Annotated in this window: 17 protein-coding genes and 1 pseudogene; 8 read left to right on the plus strand and 10 right to left on the minus strand. The window is 69.3% G+C overall.

The window, feature by feature from the left end:
• Positions 1–54 precede the first annotated feature (54 nt).
• From ACFV9M_RS33650 to ACFV9M_RS33685, 8 genes are all read right to left on the minus strand, one after another.
• Complete coding sequence (locus tag ACFV9M_RS33650) at positions 55–582, minus strand: hypothetical protein (RefSeq protein WP_385072998.1); 528 nt, start codon at positions 580–582, stop codon at positions 55–57.
• Positions 583–661: 79 nt separating this feature from the next.
• Positions 662–1585, minus strand: a complete 924-nt coding sequence (locus ACFV9M_RS33655; protein WP_385072996.1) for an RNA polymerase sigma-70 factor — start codon at positions 1583–1585, stop codon at positions 662–664.
• A 167-nt stretch (positions 1586–1752) separates the two neighbouring features.
• The gene (locus tag ACFV9M_RS33660; RefSeq protein ID WP_100572579.1) at positions 1753–2226 is read right to left on the minus strand and encodes a carboxymuconolactone decarboxylase family protein; all 474 of its coding nucleotides are present in this window, start codon (positions 2224–2226) and stop codon (positions 1753–1755) included.
• Between the two features lie 545 nt (positions 2227–2771).
• Positions 2772–3809 carry an aldo/keto reductase gene (locus ACFV9M_RS33665; protein WP_385078649.1) on the minus strand — a complete coding sequence of 346 codons (1038 nt, stop codon included), beginning with the start codon at positions 3807–3809 and terminating at the stop codon, positions 2772–2774.
• Between the two features lie 421 nt (positions 3810–4230).
• Complete coding sequence (locus tag ACFV9M_RS33670) at positions 4231–4443, minus strand: hypothetical protein (RefSeq protein ID WP_385078652.1); 213 nt, start codon at positions 4441–4443, stop codon at positions 4231–4233.
• A 276-nt stretch (positions 4444–4719) separates the two neighbouring features.
• The gene (locus ACFV9M_RS33675) at positions 4720–5598 is read right to left on the minus strand and encodes a sulfurtransferase (RefSeq protein WP_385078655.1); all 879 of its coding nucleotides are present in this window, start codon (positions 5596–5598) and stop codon (positions 4720–4722) included.
• Positions 5595–6029: an OsmC family protein gene (locus ACFV9M_RS33680; protein WP_385078657.1), complete on the minus strand. Its 435-nt coding sequence runs from the start codon at positions 6027–6029 to the stop codon at positions 5595–5597. The genes ACFV9M_RS33675 and ACFV9M_RS33680 overlap by 4 nt, the downstream gene beginning before the upstream one ends.
• Before the next feature lie 9 nt (positions 6030–6038).
• Positions 6039–6413: a hypothetical protein gene (locus tag ACFV9M_RS33685; RefSeq protein WP_385078659.1), complete on the minus strand. Its 375-nt coding sequence runs from the start codon at positions 6411–6413 to the stop codon at positions 6039–6041.
• Positions 6414–6668: 255 nt separating this feature from the next.
• Between ACFV9M_RS33685 and ACFV9M_RS33690 the strand changes: the two genes are divergently transcribed.
• From ACFV9M_RS33690 to ACFV9M_RS33720, 7 genes are all read left to right on the plus strand, one after another.
• Positions 6669–8291, plus strand: coding sequence for an ABC transporter substrate-binding protein (locus tag ACFV9M_RS33690; protein ID WP_385078662.1), 1623 nt, complete (start codon positions 6669–6671; stop codon positions 8289–8291).
• Positions 8292–8295: 4 nt separating this feature from the next.
• Positions 8296–9225 (plus strand): ABC transporter permease, encoded by a 930-nt coding sequence (locus ACFV9M_RS33695; RefSeq protein WP_385078665.1) that lies wholly within the window; start codon positions 8296–8298, stop codon positions 9223–9225.
• A 1-nt stretch (position 9226) separates the two neighbouring features.
• Entirely contained in the window at positions 9227–10147 is a 921-nt protein-coding gene (locus ACFV9M_RS33700) for an ABC transporter permease (RefSeq protein ID WP_385078668.1), read from the plus strand.
• Positions 10134–11804 (plus strand): dipeptide ABC transporter ATP-binding protein, encoded by a 1671-nt coding sequence (locus ACFV9M_RS33705; protein ID WP_385078671.1) that lies wholly within the window; start codon positions 10134–10136, stop codon positions 11802–11804. Before ACFV9M_RS33700 ends, ACFV9M_RS33705 begins: the two co-directional genes overlap by 14 nt.
• A 198-nt stretch (positions 11805–12002) precedes the next feature.
• Positions 12003–13460, plus strand: coding sequence for an NtaA/DmoA family FMN-dependent monooxygenase (locus ACFV9M_RS33710; RefSeq protein ID WP_385078674.1), 1458 nt, complete (start codon positions 12003–12005; stop codon positions 13458–13460).
• Positions 13457–14824, plus strand: a complete 1368-nt coding sequence (locus tag ACFV9M_RS33715) for an NtaA/DmoA family FMN-dependent monooxygenase (protein WP_385078676.1) — start codon at positions 13457–13459, stop codon at positions 14822–14824. Before ACFV9M_RS33710 ends, ACFV9M_RS33715 begins: the two co-directional genes overlap by 4 nt.
• Positions 14825–14834: 10 nt before the next feature.
• Positions 14835–15848, plus strand: coding sequence for an aldo/keto reductase (locus tag ACFV9M_RS33720; protein ID WP_385078679.1), 1014 nt, complete (start codon positions 14835–14837; stop codon positions 15846–15848).
• A gap of 34 nt (positions 15849–15882) precedes the next feature.
• Here ACFV9M_RS33720 and ACFV9M_RS33725 read toward each other — a convergent pair whose 3' ends face one another.
• A complete protein-coding gene (locus ACFV9M_RS33725) occupies positions 15883–16047 on the minus strand; it encodes a hypothetical protein (RefSeq protein ID WP_385078681.1) in 165 nt (54 codons plus the stop codon).
• A gap of 13 nt (positions 16048–16060) precedes the next feature.
• On the opposite strand from ACFV9M_RS33725, the pseudogene ACFV9M_RS33730 reads away from it, so the two are divergent.
• A pseudogene (locus ACFV9M_RS33730) lies at positions 16061–16607 on the plus strand (transposase family protein); the annotation flags it as partial.
• Between the two features lie 145 nt (positions 16608–16752).
• Here the strand turns inward: ACFV9M_RS33730 and ACFV9M_RS33735 are convergent.
• Positions 16753–17252 (minus strand): IS3 family transposase (locus ACFV9M_RS33735; protein WP_385077254.1); only part of this gene is annotated, 500 nt, incomplete at its 5' end.

Genomic DNA, 17252 nt, shown 5'->3' on the forward strand with positions numbered 1-17252 from the left:
TCCGCCGGGCGCCTCCTGCGAGAGGGACGCCCGGCGGGACCGATCAGGGCGTGATCAGCGCACGGCGTACGCGGCGGTCACGGTCTGGACGACGGAGTTGCCGTCGGTATCGGTCAGTTCGGTCGTCAGCGTGACCAGATTGCCGTCCGTTCCTTCGTGGTTCACGATCGCGGTCCAGTGGCCGCCGCGCTGGGCGGTGGTGGCCTGGTTCCAGGTCGCGCCGTCATCGTAGGAGTAGGAGACCGTGGCGGCGGCCAGCTTCCCGGGGGTGTAGCCGGCGTGGCCGGTGACGCTCAGGTCGATCGTCTGACCGTCCTTCGCCGGAAGGGACGTGAGCCCGTCGGTCGCCAGGCCGTAGCCCGGGAAGAGCAGAGGAATCCCCTGCGTGTACACGTTCTCGTCCCGCTTCGAACGGAACTTCCACGTAGTCTCGGTTCGGGTGGACCGCGTCCACACTGCGGCGGGCTGGCCGAGCTTGAACGTACGCGGGAGTTCGGACGCGGTGTCCTCGGCGGGGACATCGAACACCCCGGAGGGCCAGGCGCTTTCGCCGGTTACTGTGCCCCCACTGGTGAGCGTCATGCGGCCCAGGTCTCCGAAGGGTGCTGGCCTGCAACTGTTCGGGAACGTCCGGTCCTGTGCTGTCAGGCTGGTCCTGAGGTCACTGCGTCCGCTTGCGGGTCTGCTTCACTTCCTGGTCGACGGCCCAGGCGTCGGCGACAGGCCCGAGGTGGCCGAGCTTGTCGGGGTTGATGACCGAGCGGATGGTCTGGATCTGCCCGTCGAGCACGTCGAGGGCGAGGATGTGGAGGACCCTGCCCTCCCGGTCGCGGAAGACGGCGCCGGGCCGGCCGTTGACCTCGTGCGGCTCGAACGTGACGTCGACCCGGGTCATCAGCGGGTGGACGGTGGCGAGCAGCCTGGCTACGTTCTCGGAGCCGATGACGGCCCTGGCCAACTGAGGGGCCTTACCGCCGCCGTCCCCGACGAGCTGGACATCGGCGGACAGCAGTCTCTGCAGACCGTCCACGTCCCCCTGCGACAGTGCCTCGAAGAACCGCTTCGCCAGTTCCTGTCGCTCCTGGTGGTCTGCCTCGAACCGGGGCCGTCCCTCGTTCATGTGGCGACGCGCTCGTACCAGTAACTGACGGCATGCTGCCTCCGAGCGCCCCACCGTCGAGGCGATCTCGTCGAAGCCGAAGGCGAACACCTCCCGGAGCACGAATACCGACCGCTCCAGCGGGCTGAGCCGCTCCAGGAGCAGCAGCGCTGCCATCGACACTGAGTCGGCCAGCTCCGCCGCGCGTGCCGGGTCCTCGTACGGATCTTTCAGCAGAGGCTCGGGCAGCCACGGTCCGACGTACTCCTCCCGCCGTACCCGGGCCGAACGCAATACGTCGATAGCGATACGAGTTACTGTCGCTGACAGGAACGCCTTGACCGACACGGGCCTTGTCGGCGAGGAGTCGAAGCGCAGCCATGTCTCCTGCACCGCGTCCTCCGCCTCGCCCACGCTGCCCAGAATCCGGTACGCGATCGAGAACAGCAGAGGCCGCAGCTCCTCGAACTCCTCGACCTTGCCCACGCCGTCTCCCTCTTGCAGTCCGTGTGTCTGGCCGGATCCGCGCCAGCGAGACATCCTTCGAAGATCATCTGATGCGTGGGCGGGGCGGGCAACGCTCGCGCACCGTGACCGCGTGCCGCGGCCCACGACCGCCGCCGGCCCCGGCTCGGGCCGGGGCCGGCGGCGGTTCAGTGGAACTGCCCGACCTCGTAGTCCCCGGCCGGCTGCCGGGTGATGACGTTCAGCCGGTTCACCGTGTTCATGAACGAGATCAGGATTACCAGCGCGGTGAGCTGCTCCTCGTCGTAGTGCTCGGCGGCCCGTGCCCACACCTCGTCGCTGACGCCGTCGGCCGCGTCCGCAACCCGAGTCCCCTGCTCCGCCAGCTCCAGCGCGGCACGCTCGGCCTCGGTGAAGACCGTGGCCTCCCGCCACGCCGAGACCAGGTTCAGCCGCACCGAGGTCTCGCCCGCGGCGGCAGCCTCCTTGGTGTGCATGTCGAGGCAGACGGCGCAGCCGTTGATCTGGCTCACCCGCAATGCCACGAGTTCCTGCGTGGTGGCCGACAGCGGTGATTCCTTGAGCTCCCGGCCCGCCGACATGAAGTACTTGAGGGCCTTCCCGGCGGTCGGGCTGGCGAAGTAGTTGAGTCGCGCGTCCATCGTGTGCTCCTCCGTGCTCGTCGGTGTCTTCACCCCCCGAGACGAGACGGCCCGCGTTCCTGTGACACGGAGAGGTGTGACCCACGTCTCCTCACTGGCCGGGTTCGGACTGAAACAGAACTCCTGGAATCTGTGAGGAATCGTCAGAACCTCACGCGACCGAGTGAAGCGCCTCACTGCGGCTACGACCTGCATGAGCAGCCGCAGCTCTCGCACACTGCACCGAAACGAACCTGTCGGCTCTCCAGTTTGAGCGCGAACAGGTCGCCGTGGCCGACTACCGCACGCGGCATCGGCAGGACAGCCTGGACCTCCTGGTCGGCCACTACAGGCGGGCCGGCGGCGATCCGCCCGACGAGCGGGACATGCGCCACGCCGGCGGCCCGCTCTGCCTGTGCGGCGAGCTCGGCCAGCTGCTCGTCGGAGGGGGAGGACGGCCCGCCTTTGCCCCATAGTGGTCTATGGAGCCGCCCGCAATCTCCTGCTGATGGGCTACCAGGCAGTCCAGGTCGTCTTTCTCGTCCGGACGGCAGACGTCCGGGGAGTCAGAGCTTGAGAGCAGTCCCGTGTACGGCGTGCTTGTCGATCAGCAGCAGTTCCGTCTCTGTGAAGGCGGGGAACTCCAGTGCCCGTGTGTTGTGTTCCAGTTGGGCGACCGAACTGGCGCCTATCAGTGCGCTGGTCACCTCAGGCCGCCGCAGCACCCATTGGAGTGCCAGCTGCGCGAGCGACTGCCCGCGCCCGAGGGCGATCTTGTTGAGGGCCCCGGCGCGTTCACGATAGGTGTCGTCGATGGCATCGGGGGACAGGAAGGCGCTGTCCAGCGCGCGGGCCCCGGCCGGGATCGAAGCCCCCAGGTATTTGTCGGTGAGGAGTCCCTGGGCCAGCGGGCTGTACACGACGAGCCCGAAGCCGTCTTGTGCCGACAGGTCGAGGAGCCCGTTGAGCTCCGGGCGGCGGTCGAAGAGGGAGTAGCGCGGCTGGTGCACCAGGAGTGGCACGCCGGCGGCCCGCAGGAGTTCTGCCGCCCGGTGGGCCTGCTCGGGCGGATAGTTCGACAGCCCCACGTACAGGGCCTTGCCCGACGTTACCGCGGAGACCAGAGCGCCGACCGTCTCCTCCAGCGGGGTCTCGGGGTCGGGACTGTGGCTGTAGAAGATGTCGACATGGTCAGTGCAGAGGTCGCGCAGGCTGTGGTCGAGGGAGGTGAGCAGTGACTTTCGGGAGGCACCGCGCTGGTAGGGGCTCGGACCGATCGGGTTGCCGGCCTTGGTCGAAAGGATCAGTTCGTCCCGGTACGCGGCGAGGTCCCGGCTCAGGACCGTGCCGAAGAACTTCTCGGCCGCGCGGTGCGGAGGTCCGTAGCGGTTGGCGTTGTCGAAGTGGGTGATGCCGAGGTCGAAGGCACGCAGCACGATGTCGCGCTGGGTTGCGTAGGGGTGGTCGGTGCCGAACTTCTGCCACAGACCGAAGGAAAAGGCCGGCAGTTGCAGACCGGAGGCGCCCGCACGACGGAAGGTGAGCCGTTCGTAGCGATCGGTGGCCGCGCTATGAGGAGTTTTCGGCGGGGTGGGGGTCGGCATGGAGGTTCCGTTCGTCGTACCGTGCAGGGACGTTGAGGATGCGTGCGAGCGTAGGTCTACAGGTGAGCACGTGTGCGTGCGGGAGCAGCGAGGCGAGTACGGCCGCTGCCGATCAGAACAGTCCGGTCATCGGGGGGCTGCTGTACGGGTGAGGCGGTGCGCGACGATGACGCCGCTTTCCAGCGCCGGGGGTTGTGGTTGGTCACGGTGGATGCGTTGCGCTCGTGCCGGTCTGCTGACATCGAAGGCCAGCCCGGCCGCCCGGAGTGCGTTCTCGGCACCCATGCGATGGCCTGACTGCGGCTCGTGGTCGGTTGCCGGCCCATCGCGTCGAAGCCATCGAGGCGTTCCACGCCTTCGCGTCCGGTGGATACTTCGAGACGCAGAATGGGGCCCGTCCTCGCCGTGTGGTGCTGGTGAATCAGCCGGTGTGCGGGGCGCTGGCCATCGAGGCGGCAGCCGCGTCGGCAGGTGCGCGCCGCAGCGTGGTGCGCCATGATCTTCTGGGGTCGCCGTTGCGTTCGTTGCTGGAGTCTGCGAACGGGCGGCCGTACTGCGGCCGCTGCGGAGTGAGCGACTTGCCCGGCAGATTGGTGCGCGCCGCGACCTGCGCCGCGTCATGGAGCTGGGCCACAGTGCCTGCGCCACGTCGGAGCAGGCGCGGGCAGCGTCGACGACCGCCTCGACGACGTACCGCACGGTGCCGCCGCCGCGCTGCCGTCTCCCTGATCCACGTCGTTGGGCAGCAGCCGGGCATCGGTGAGCGCGTGGCACTCTGAGTCGGGGTGCTCGCGCTGGTGTTCCCGGGCTCGGGCGCCTTCGGCGTGCAGCGTCGACGGTGAGTGAACGGCGGGCTCCAGTGCCTCCGACGGACGGCCGTGCGCCAGACACCGCGGGGCCCTGTCCTCCCTCACGCGCAGTCCACATCCACTGCCCCGGACCGCGTGAGATGTGCTCCCTGCTCCACCGGCAGTGACGGATCCCGCCCCCACGCCGACCACGAGTCGACGTACAGCCCCACCTGCTGGTCCAGCAGCGCGCCCACGAAGACGAGGAGGGCGCTGGACACACCGCCGCCGCAGTACGCGCCGACCTCATGGGCGCCGATCGCCCGGCGGGACAGGAACCATCTCCTCAGGTCCGGGACGGGCCGCAACAGGCCGTCGGGTGCGACGAGTTCACTGGACAGGGCATGGATGGCGTGCGGGACGTGGCCGGTTCTCGGTTCGCCCTCGGTGCCGTTGTACGAGGTGGTGGGCCGGGAGTCGAGGAGGGTTCCGTAGCGGGCGATGTCCAGGACGTCCGAGGCGTCGAGCACTCGTCGTCCGCCCTCGCCGGTGGGTGGCGGGCTCACCGCGTCCACCACGGCCGCGGACCGGCCCGGTTCGCGGGGTGCTCCGGTCGGGCCGCCCGCCCGGACCCAGGCGGGCAGCCCGCCGTCCAGGACCCGCACCGAGGTGAACCCCGCCCAGGTCAGGACGAACCACGCGCGTGCCGCCGACGACAACTCCTCGATGCGGCGGGTGTGGACGACGATGTCGTCGTCCGGGAGTACGCCGTGCGCCCGCATCCCGGCGTGCACCGCGTCCCGGGCGGGCAGCGGCAGGTGCCCGCTGGTGTCGGTGGGGGTGCCGGCGAAGTCGGCGCGGACGGAGGTGCGGACGGCACCGGGGATGCTTCCGGTGATCGGGTCCGGACCCTCCGCCATGACGCGCCACGGCGCCACTTCGACGAACACGAGGCCGTCGCGCCGGGCGTACGCCGTGTGCGCGTCGATGAGTCCGGTCATGGCAGGGGTCCTGAGGCGTGGGGGACGAAGACCACCGGGAGGCTCTCCTTGAGGGCGTTGTAGATACGGCACCGCTTCTTGTACTCGGTGACGAGCTGTTCGGGTGTCACATGGTCGACCTGGTCGATGAAGCACTCCATGACGAGGGTGCCCAGGTAGTCGCCCTCGACCTTGCGTTCGATGCGCGCGAAGATCTCGACCTGCCGCTCGGGCTGGCCGCTGCGTACGAAGTCGGTGCGGAACGCGTTCAGTGCGCAGGAGACGAGGGAGGCGACGAGCAGGTCGAGGGAGCTCGCCTCCTCGCCCGGGCCTCCGCTGCGCACCGAACCGTCCGAGACGAGCTCGAACCCGGGTCCGGCGATGGTGTACCGGCCGCGGACGTCGGTGGTCCGGCCGTGGAGGTTGCTGGTCACGGTTATTTTGTCGCTCACCTCTGGAGTCTAGGTCCGTGCGTGGTGCTCCCCCGCCGGGTCCGTGGCGGGCACGTGGGCCGTGGTCGCCTCCCGCAGTTGGTCGGCGAGTAGCGCCACCACCCGGGTCAGTGAGCGGTTGTCCTCCTGGAGCACCCTGACGCGGTGCTCCAACTCGCTGATCCGCGCGGAGAGTTCGGTGCGGTTCGCCCCTCGGTACCGGCCGGCCGCGGGGGAGTCGACGGCTTCGGGGGCGTGATCGTCGGATTCGTCGTCGTAGTCGTAACTGCCGTCGTCGTAGCGGTTCAGCCACTTGCGCAGGGACTGAGGGCCCACCTCGTACTCCTCGGCGACCTCCCGGACGATCGACCGGTTCTCCGGCTCGTCCCGCCGTCTCTGCAGCACACGTTCGACCGCGAGGCGGCGGACTTCGTCACTGTACTTCCTATCGAACACCACGCCGGTTCTCCGTTCAGGAGACTGCAACATTACTGACACGCTACATATCGCGCCCTCGTGCAAACATATCGGCTACGAGGGACCCGTACCCAGCAGATATCACGTCGTATCACTTGTCCAGTGTGGCTATCACTCACGACACCTCTGGCGGCGCGGCAGCTCCCCGCTCAACTCTGAGCCGAACGAGAGGAATGACACCCCGTGTCCAGATCGCGATCGACGCGCCGGCTGGCCTCCGGCTTCGCCCTTCTGTCGCTCCTCGCCACCGCCGCGTGCACGGGCAGCGCCGGGCAGGGCGGTTCCGGGGCCGACGTACCGGAGAAGGAACGCTACGGTGGCACCCTGAACATCGGCCTGAGCGCCGATCCGGGAGGTGTCGACGCCGCTGTCGTCAACCAGGTGTGGCGCACCGTCGCCCGGTCGCTCGCCGACTCGCTGGTCTTCTACAACCCCGACACCAAGAAGGTCGAGCCGTGGCTGGCCACCGACTGGACGGTCAGCGACGACGCCCGGACGTACACCTTCGACCTGCGCGACGACGTCACCTTCCACGACGGCACCAAGCTCACCGCGACGGTCGTCAAGGCCAACCTGGAGAGCCTGGACCGGCCCGGCATCCACTCCAGCGCCAAGACCATCGTGCAGGGCATCAGCAAGATCACCACGCCGTCGGAGCACAAGGTAACCGTCGAGTTCGCCGAACCGAACGCCTCCTTCCTCACCTCGCTGTCCCGGGCGTACGTGGGGATCGTCTCGGAGAAGACGGCGAAGCTCCCGGTGGAGAAGCGGCAGAACTGGCTGGACGGCTCCGGCCCCTACTACCTGGACGAGTACACGCCCAACCAGCGCATCGTGCTGAAGAAGCGCAAGGACTACGACTGGGCGCCGAAGTACTTCGACCACAAGGGGGCGGCCTACCTCGACACCGTCGTCTACAAGATCATCCCTGAGGACTCGGTCCGCAACGGCGCCGTCATCGGCGACGACGAGCTCCAGTTCGTCTACTGGGTCAACGCCAAGTACGTCTCCCAGTTCGAGAGCGCCGGCCTGACCATCTCCAAGACGCTCAACCCCGCGACCGGCACCGAACTGCCCCTCAACACCTCCTCCGAGTTCCTCAAGGACGTCCGGGTTCGCCAGGCACTCCAGGTCGGCGTCGACCGCGAGGAGTTCGTGAAGATCGACTCCGGTGGCGTCGACGAACCCGCGACCGGCCCGCTCAGCAAGGACAACCCGTACTACTCCGACCAGAGCTCGCTCCTGAAGTACGACCCGCAGAAGGCCAAGTCGCTGCTTGAGAAGGCCGGTTGGACCAAGACCGGTTCCGACGGCATCCGGGTCGACGCCCAGGGCCGGCGCCTGTCGCTGCGCGTCCCGCAGGACGACGCGGGCTGGCAGGTCCTCCAGGACCAGTGGAAGAAGCTCGGCGTCGAACTGGTCCTCGACCCGCCGCTGGCCGCCGAGGCCAACGAGAAGCTGCTCAGCGGCGAGTACGACATCGCCTACTGGTACGCCTCCACGCCCGACCCCGACGTCCTGCGCGCCAACTACGGCAGGACCACCGGCTCCAACCGCAGCTTCATCGCCGACGGCGACAAGACCGGCGCCGAACTCGACAAGCTGCTCCAGGAGCAGAACCAGACCATCGACCCGGACAAGCGGCAGCAGCTCGTGGACCAGGCCTCCAAGATCCTCGTGGACCAGGCCTACGAGATACCCGTCGCCAACGACGTCGACATCTGGGCGTACTCGCCCCGCCTCCATGACATCGAGGCGGTGGGTCTGGACCAGTACCTGATCAACGCCTGGCTCGAGAAGAAGTAGCCCGATGGCACGACTGGGTCTCCGACTCCTGTACGGCGTGATCGTGGTGTGGGGCGCCTTCACCGGAGCGTTCTTCCTCCTGTACATCGTGCCCGGTGACGCGGCCGGCGGTCTCACCGCCGGCGCGGACGGCGGCGATGTGAAGCAACTCCTCGCCGAGCAGCGCGAGCTGCTCGGCCTGGACCGGCCCGTCTACGTGCAGTACTGGGACGCGCTCACCGGCGCTCTGCGGGGCGACTTCGGCGAGAGCATCTACCAGCGGCGCCCGGCCGTCGACGTGTACTTCGAGTCCTTCCCCGAGACACTGAAGCTGGCCCTGCTCGGCCTGCTCCTCGCGGTGGTCCTCGGCGTCACGCTGTCGGTGGTGATCGAGCTGGTCAACTGGTCGTGGGCCCGGGAACTGCTCATCACCCTCCCGCCGATCGCGGTGTCGCTGCCGCCCTTCCTGGTCGGTCTGCTCCTGCTCCAGGTGTGCGCCTTCCAGCTCCACTGGATCAAGGCGGTCAGCGACCCGAGCTTCTCCGGACTGCTCGTCGCCTCTCTCGCCCTGGCGGTGGCCGGCGGCGGCAGCATCTCCCAGCTCCTGACGGTCAACCTGCGCGGCGCGCTCACCTCCCCGTACATCGAGACCGCCCGCAACTGGGGGCTCAGCCGGTTCGACATCGTCGTCCGGCACGCCCTGAAGAACGCCGCGCTGCCCGTCGTCACCTCGCTGGGCACCACCGTCGGCGTGATGGTCGGCGGCACGGTGCTCACCGAGACGGTGTTCTCCCGGCTCGGCGTGGGCCGGCTCGTCGTCGACGCGGTGGACGGCCGGGACATGCCCCTGGTCCTCGTCGCCGTCACCATCAGCGCCGTCATCTTCGTGGTCGTCAACCTCGTCGTCGACGCCCTCTACCCACTCCTCGACAAGCGCATCCGATGGGAGGGATGACATGACGCTCCTCGAAGCGAAGCCGGACCGGCCCGACGGGCCCGCCCGACCGGACCGTCCGTCCTCCGGACGCCTCCGCCCGCCCCTCCGCGCGCCCCTCCGCGCGCTGACCGGTCTGCTGCGCACCCCCGGGCTGCTCGTGGCCTACCTGTGGGTGGCGGTGATCCTGCTCGCCGCGATCCACCCGGCCCTGTTCACCCCCGGGGACCCGCTGCGCCAGGACGCCTCCGCCATGCTCCTCCCGCCCGGCGGCGACCACTTCTTCGGCACCGACGACTTCGGCCGCGACGAGTTCACCCGCACCGTGTACGGCACCCGGCTGTCCCTCCAGGCAGCGGTCATCGCCGTCGCCATCGGCCTGGTCAGCGGCTCCCTGATCGGGCTGGTCGCGGGAGCCCTGCGCGGCCGGATCGACAACGTCGTCATGCGGATCGTCGACATCATGCTGGCGGTTCCCAGCCTCATCGTGTCGCTGGCGATCATCTCGGCGCTCGGACGCGGCACCCTCAACATCGCCGTCGCCATCGGCATCAACAGCACGGCCGGCTTCGCCCGTCTGATGCGCTCCGAGGTCCTCAAGGTGGGCAACGCCACCTACGTCGAGGCGTCCGTGTTCGCCGGACACGGCTATGTGCGGCGGCTGTTCAAGCACGTCGTGCCGAACGCGTCCCGGTCGGTGCTCGCCGCGGCGACGATGGACATCGGCACCGCCGTCCTCACCGTGGCCGCGCTGAGCTTCCTCGGGCTCGGCGCACCACCGCCGACCCCCGAGTGGGGCCTGCTCGTGGCCGAGGGGCGCACCTTCATCGGCGTCCAGTGGTGGCTGAGCCTGCTGCCCGGCCTGGTCATCGTCCTGACCGTGCTCGCCGTGTACCGCATCGGCCGGTCGTTCAACCGAGGGAGGACCCGTGTCGTCGCCTGACCGCAACGGCCCGCTGCTGCAAGTCCGCGATGTCAGCGTGGAGTTCACCCTGCCGGGACGACCCGCCACCCCCGTCCTCCGAGGCGTGAGCCTGGACGTGGCGGCCGGGTCGGTGCGCGCCGTCGTCGGCGAGTCCGGCTCGGGCAAGTCCACCCTCGGCCGGGTCGTCACCGGGACGCTCGCCGGCAACGGCCGCGTCACCGGCGGCGCCGTCGCCCTCGGCGACCGGACCCTCACCGGGCTGTCCGAGCGGCAGTACCGCTCGGTGCGCGGCAAGGAGATCGGCTACATCCCGCAGGACGCCCTGCTCGGCCTCAACCCGCTCCTGCCCGTCGGTGTCCAGGCCGCGGAGCCCCTGCGCGCCCACGGCATCGGCTCCCGCGCCGAACGCCGCGCACGCGTCCTCGACCTGTTCGCCGAGGTCGGACTGCGCGACCCGCTGCGCGTGTACGGGCGCTACCCGCACGAGCTGTCGGGCGGCATGTGCCAGCGCGTGCTGATCGCCGCCGCGATGAGCACCCGGCCGCGGCTGCTCATCGCCGACGAACCCACCACCGCCCTCGACGTCACCGTGCAGAAGACCATCCTCGACCTGCTCACCGGCCTGGTGCGCACCGAGGACCTCGGCATCCTGCTCATCACCCACGACCTGGGAGTGGCCGCGGAGCGCGCCGACGACATCGCCGTGGTCAAGGACGGCCGAGTCGTACGCGCCGGACGCACCGCCGACGTCATCGGTGACCCCGGGGACGCGTACACGGAGGCACTGCTGCGCTCCTCCTCACTCGGCTTCTCCGGCCGCCGGGCCGCCGAGACACGGCGCGAGTACACCCGTACGATCCCCGCCGACGCACCCCTGGTCGTCAAGGCCGACAAGGTCGGCAAGACGTTCCGGTCCCGGAACCGGCGCGGCGAGGACTCCGTCACCGCTGTCGCCGACGCCACGTTCGACGTCCGCAAGGGCACCACCCTGGGCATCGTCGGCGAGTCCGGGTCGGGCAAGACGACCCTCGTCCGCATCCTGGCGGGCCTCACCCCCGCCGACACCGGCACGGTCGAGATCGCCGGGCAGCCGGTCGTCCACCACCGGCGCGGCGCCGGACAGGCCGAGCTGTACCGCACCGTGCAGATGGTCTACCAGGACCCCTTCGCGTCCCTGAACCCGCGCTCCACCGTCCGCGCGATCCTCGACGAACCCCTCAAGGGCCACCACCAGGGCAACGCGGCCGAACGCGCCGCGCGCATCGCCGAGTTGCTGGAGGCGACCGGCCTGCCCGCCGCCCTCGCCGACCGGTACACGGCCGAACTCTCCGGCGGCCAGCGCCAGCGCGTGGCCATCGCCCGCGCCCTCGCGCCGCGGCCCGAGGTCGTCGTCCTCGACGAACCCGTCTCCGCGCTCGACGTGACCGTGCAGCGACAGATCCTCGACCTGCTCACCCGCCTCCAGCGAGAGCTGTCCCTGACGTACGTCTTCATCTCGCACGACCTCGGTGTGATCGCCGAGGTGGCCGACGACATCGCCGTCCTCCGCCACGGCCACATCGTCGAACGCGGCAGCGCCGCCGAGGTCCTCACCGACCCGCGTACCGACTACGTCCGCGAACTCCTCGCGTCGATCCCCGGCGCCACCGCACCCCGCACGGCGCTGTCCTCCTAGGGCCCTTCTGATGGATCTCCGTGGGAGAAGGAGCGGCGTCCGGTGCGTGCTCCCGGTGTGCCGGGCGGAAGCTCGCGTACTGGTTGTACGTGGGCTTTCGCCCGGTGCGGCGAGAGGGCGTGCCGGGCGTCGCGACGCCGCGGAGATCCGTCAGAAGGGCCCTACACGCCCCCCCGAGTGGAAGGAAACCCACGTACCATGCCCGAGCGACAGCTCCATCTGGGCTACATGCACTGGCTGAACGGCACCCACTGGGGCGGCTGGCGGCACCCGGACGCGCCCACGGCGGACGCCTTCGGACTGGAGTACGCGACGAGGGCGCTGCGCATCGTCGAGGACGCGAAGTTCGACTTCTTCTTCCTCGGGGACACCCTGCCCGGCGACCTCGCCGCCGAGCAGTGGATCACCACGCACAACACCGGCCGCCTCGAACCGTTCACGCTGGCCTCGCAACTCGCCCTGAACTCCTCGAAGATCGGGCTGGTGGTGACGGCGCACCCCACGTTCTACGAGCCGTACATCCTGGCGCGGCTCACGGCGTCCCTGGACCACCTCAGTGGCGGCCGGGCGGCGTGGAACGTGGTGCTGGGCGCCTCCGACCTGGCCGCCCGGAACTTCAGCCTGCCGGACCTGGGCGGCGCGAGCCGCTACGACCGCGCCGACGAGTTCATCCACGTCATCCGCCGGCTGTGGGACTCCGTCGAGGAGGGCGCCTACCTCCAGGACAAGAAGGCCGGACGCTACATCGACGACAGCAAGTTCCACCGGCTCGACTGGCAGGGCAAGCACTTCCAGGTCGCCGGCACGCTGCCGCTGGAGCGCCCGCCGCAGGGGCAGTTGCCGCTGCTGTACGCGGGCGCCTCCGAACAGTCCCGCGAACTCACCGCCAAGTGGGCCGACATCAACTTCACCGGCCCGGCCACCCCCGAGGAGTCCTTCGCCTTCAACACCGACGTGCGCCGGCGCGCCGAGCGACTGCGCGGACGCGTCGACCCGATCTTCTTCCTGCCCGGCATCACCCCGCTCGTCGCAGACACCCGGGCCGAGGCGGTCGAACTGTACGAGGAACTCAACACGCTGCTGCCCTACGACGACGACATCGTGGAGGGCGATCAGGACGAGACGTACTGGACGAGCCCGCAGTGGGCGCGCGTCGCGGGCGCGCCGTTCGCCCTGCCCAAGGGCGTGCGCAGCGTCCGCTCACTGTCCGAGCGGATCGGCACCGACCTGCGCCCGCTGGGGATCGACGGCACGGTCGACGCGGACGCCGCCGACAGGTTCAACGGCTACGGCCAGGGCCTGCTGCGGGCGCTCACCGAGCGCACGGGCCGCGCCGTGGACAACGGCGGGGTACGCGTCCGGGACCTGCTCGGCGCGGCCATCGCCGGGAACTTCCCGCTCGTCATCGGCACCGCCGAGCACGTCGCGAACACCCTCGTCGACTGGTTCGACCAGGGCGCCGCCGAAGGTTTCAACATCAGCGTCCCGTACCTGTGGGAACCGCTGGAGCGGTTCGCGGGCGAGGTCGTCCCGATCCTCCAGGAACGCGGCGTGTACCGCACCGAGTACACCAGCGACACCTTCCGCGGCCACTTCGGCCTGGACATCCCCCCGAACAGCTTCACCACCGAACGTGAGGAGGCGGCCGCCGTATGAGCGAGCGACGCAAGCTGCGCCTCGGCCTCGCCGCGTACGGCACCGGCTGGGACCTCGACGCCTGGCGGCTGCCCGAGGCGAACAACGCCGGGCTGACCGACCCGAGCGTCATCCTCGACATCGCACGGACCGCGGAACGTGGCCTGCTGGACTACGTGTTCGCGGGCAGCGCGCTGGGCAGCGAACCCGGTCGCCTCAACCGGGTGTTCCGCTGGGACAACTTCGTGTACGCGGGCCATGCCGCCGCCCTCACGAAGAACCTCGGCTTCGTGATGTCGGTGAACTCCTCCTTCGAGCACCCCTACGCCGTGGCACGCCAGTTGGCGACCCTGGACAACTTCAACGGCGGGCGCACCGCCCTGAACGTCGTCTTCGGCATCGACCGCGACGGCGACCCCATCGGCAACTACGGCAAGAACCCGGTGCCGACCGAGCGGACCAAGTACGACCGGGCCCGGGAGTTCACCACGGTCGTCAACCGGCTGCTGTACGACAGCTGGGACGACGACCTCCTCCTCGACGACAAGGCCGGCGGCACCCTGATCCGGCCCGGTTCCTGGCACCAGATCGACTTCCACGGCGAGCACTTCGACGTGCGCGGCCCCCTCAACGTACCGCCGCCCGTGCAGCGTCACATCCCGATCGTGCAGGTCGGCCTCTCCGACGAATCCCTGCGCTACGGCGCCGACTTCGGGCAGCTGCGATTCTCCCCGTACTTCGGGATCAGCCGCGGCAAGGAGGAGTACCGCAGGGTCAAGGAACTCGTCGCGGCGAACGGCCGTGACCCCGACAAGTTCAAGATCATCCCTGGGATCACCTTCTATTTGGCCGGCACCGCCCGGGAGGCCCGGGCGAAGTACAACGAGATCAGCGCCTTCCAGCTCGACGAGGCCCTGCCGGCCGCGTTCTCCAAGGCCCTCGGCATCGACCTGTCCGCAGTACGGGACAACGAGCGGGTCCTGGACGTCGTCGACGTGGACGCGCTCGCCGACGACGTACTGAAGCCCCTGATCGCCGACCGGGCCCGGAACTCCGCCGACGACCGGGAACTGCTCCGGCACATCCTCACCGACAAGATCGGTGAGGACGCCACGCTCCGGGAGCTGTATCGGCACGTGCAGCGCTCCCGCCACGAACAGCAGCCTGCGGTCGTCGGTGACGCGAGGACCATCGCCGACTGGCTGGAGGAGAACCTGGAGGAGGAAGTCCTCGACGGCGTCCAGCTCTTCCCGCCCTACCACCGCGGCCCCGCCGACCTCTTCGTCGACCTCGTCGTCCCCGAACTCCAGCGGCGCGGCATCTTCCGCACCGAGTACGAGGCCTCGACCCTGCAGGGCCTGCTCGACACCGACGACCACCACTGAGGAGACACCTGTGCCCGCGAGCACACAACTGCCCACCGGTCACCGCCGGCTCGGCACATCAGGACTGCTGCTGTCCGAGATCGGCATCGGCGCCAGCACCTTCGGCCGCTCCGGCATGCGGGCTGCCGGCCAGGAGACGGTGACCGCGATCGTCGACCGCGCGATCGATCTGGGAGTGACCTACTTCGACCTGGCCGAAGGGTACGGGGACCGGCCGGGCCAGAGCGAGGAACTGTTCGCCACCGCCCTCGGCCGCCGCCGCGAACAGGTCGTCATCGGCACCAAGTTCGGGCTGAACCTGTACAAGGAGCGCGGCCCCGCCTACGGGCTGCCCGGCGCTCGCAAGTACATCCTGGCCGCCGTCGAGGAGTCCCTGCGCCGACTGCGCACCGACTACATCGACCTCTACCAGATCCACTTCCCGGATCCCTTCACCCCCGTGGAGGAAACGCTCTCCGCCCTCGACGACCTGGTCCGCTCCGGCAAGGTCCGCTACATCGGCGCGTCCAACTTCACAGCGTGGCAGATCGTGGAGGCCCAGCACGTCGCCAGGGCGGCGGGGCTCTCCCGGTTCATCTCCACCACCGACGAGTACAGCCTTCTGTGGCGCAGGCCCGAGGAGGAGCTGATTCCGGCCCTGCGCCACCACGGCCTCGGGTTCATCCCGTATTTCCCGCTCCAGAACGGGCTGCTCACAGGCAAGTACTCGGCGGAGCGCGCCCCCGAGGACGCGAAGATCACCAACCTGAAGCGGTACCTGCTGCAAGCGGCGCCCTGGGCTGCGCTGGCCCAGTTCGAGAGGTTCGCCCGCGAGCGCGGGATCGCTCCGGCAACCGCGGCCCTCGGATGGCTGCTCGCGCAGCCGACCGTCACGAGTGTCATCGCGGGTGTCACCATTCCCGCCCAACTCGACGAGAACGTTCTGGGCTCCCGCTGGGTGCCCACGGCCGAGGAGGAGGCGGAACTGAGGGCCCTGTTCACCGGTGACCTCTCGGGCGGGCCTGGGGTGGTCGATCGGGGCTGAGGGGGCAGAGGGACCACCACAGGCGCCAGGATCGTCACATGCGCCGGTGCGTAGGGCGCGTTCGCTGGTTCGTTGTGAGGTAGCGGGTGGCATGTCGCGAGGCTCTGGTGATCACGCCGAGCGCGGTCACCAGGCCGCGGGCGCGGCTGTCCATCCCCGGACAGTCGGTGCGGTACGTGAAGGCGATCACGTCGATCACCTGCCGGTGATCTCGCCACACGGCCGAACTGGACACCAACACCTACCCGACCGGAGTCGCAATCGGCGACGCGGAGATGGCAGCCCTGCCCCTGACCCGCCATGCCTTCCACGGCGATTGGAACTATGCCCTGCACCCCCAGCCGAGCCCGGCCATCCCGACACCCGAGCCCTGCAGACGCCGGCACGGGATCCAGCCCTGATGTCCGACACCGCCCTGACCGGACTATCCCCTCACCAGCTGGACGATCTGACTCAGACCCTGACTGCGGACGGCGATACCCGACGTGGCTGCCCGCCCCGGCTCGCTTTCCCCGACCAGGTCCTGGCCACCGTGCTCCACCTGCGCGTCAACCTGGCCGCAAAACCCCTCGCCGTACTGTTTGGCAGCAGCCGGACCGCCATGCACCGCACCCTGCTGAAGATCAGGAGGCTGCTCGAGGCGCACGGCATCAGCGTCTCACCAGCGACCAGCCCAACCGCCGTCCCGCCGTCCTGGGGACCCTCCAGGCCCGGGTCACCGCCCTGAGCAACGACCCCAATAACAAGATCAAGACGACACGTTCCTGTTGTCGCGGTCTGTCGCGCTTTCGTCCGTGGAGTCCAACGCGCCGTCTCCTGCGTTTTTCCAGCCTGCGTTGTAGCTGTTCGGGATGTTCGTGGTGCCTGGGCCTTGCCCCCGGAGAGTGGACACCTGTTCGTGTCGTTATGCGGCAAGTGTCAGGGTAGCTGACTGTTGTTCGTAGGCGATCGGTGCCTGTTGTCCGAGGCGTGAGTGCCTGCGGCGGGTGTTGTAGCGGGTGGTCCAGCGGAAGACGGCCAGTCGGCAGGCGCGAACCCCGTCGAAGCGGCGGGCGCCACGGAGCGTCTCACGTTTGAGAGACGCGTTGAACGACTCGGCGAGTGCGTTGTCCGCGCTCGTGCCGACCGCCCCCATGGACTGCCTGACGCCCAGCTCGGCACAGACACCAGCGAATTCGCGGGAGGTGTACTGGGCTCCGTGATCGCTGTGGAAGACGGCTCCGGCCAGGCCGCCGCGGACCCGGGCGGCTGCCCGGAGCGCGTCGGTGACCAGCTCGGTGCGCATGTGGTCGGCGATCGACCAGCCCACCAGACGGCGCGAGAAGCAGTCGATCACCGTCGCCAGATACAGAAACTCGCCGTCGCCCACCGGCAGGTAGGTGATGTCGCCGACGTACCTGGCGT

Origin of the sequence: Streptomyces sp. NPDC059895, assembly GCF_042731035.1 — a bacterium.
Classification (GTDB): Bacteria; Actinomycetota; Actinomycetes; order Streptomycetales; family Streptomycetaceae; genus Streptomyces.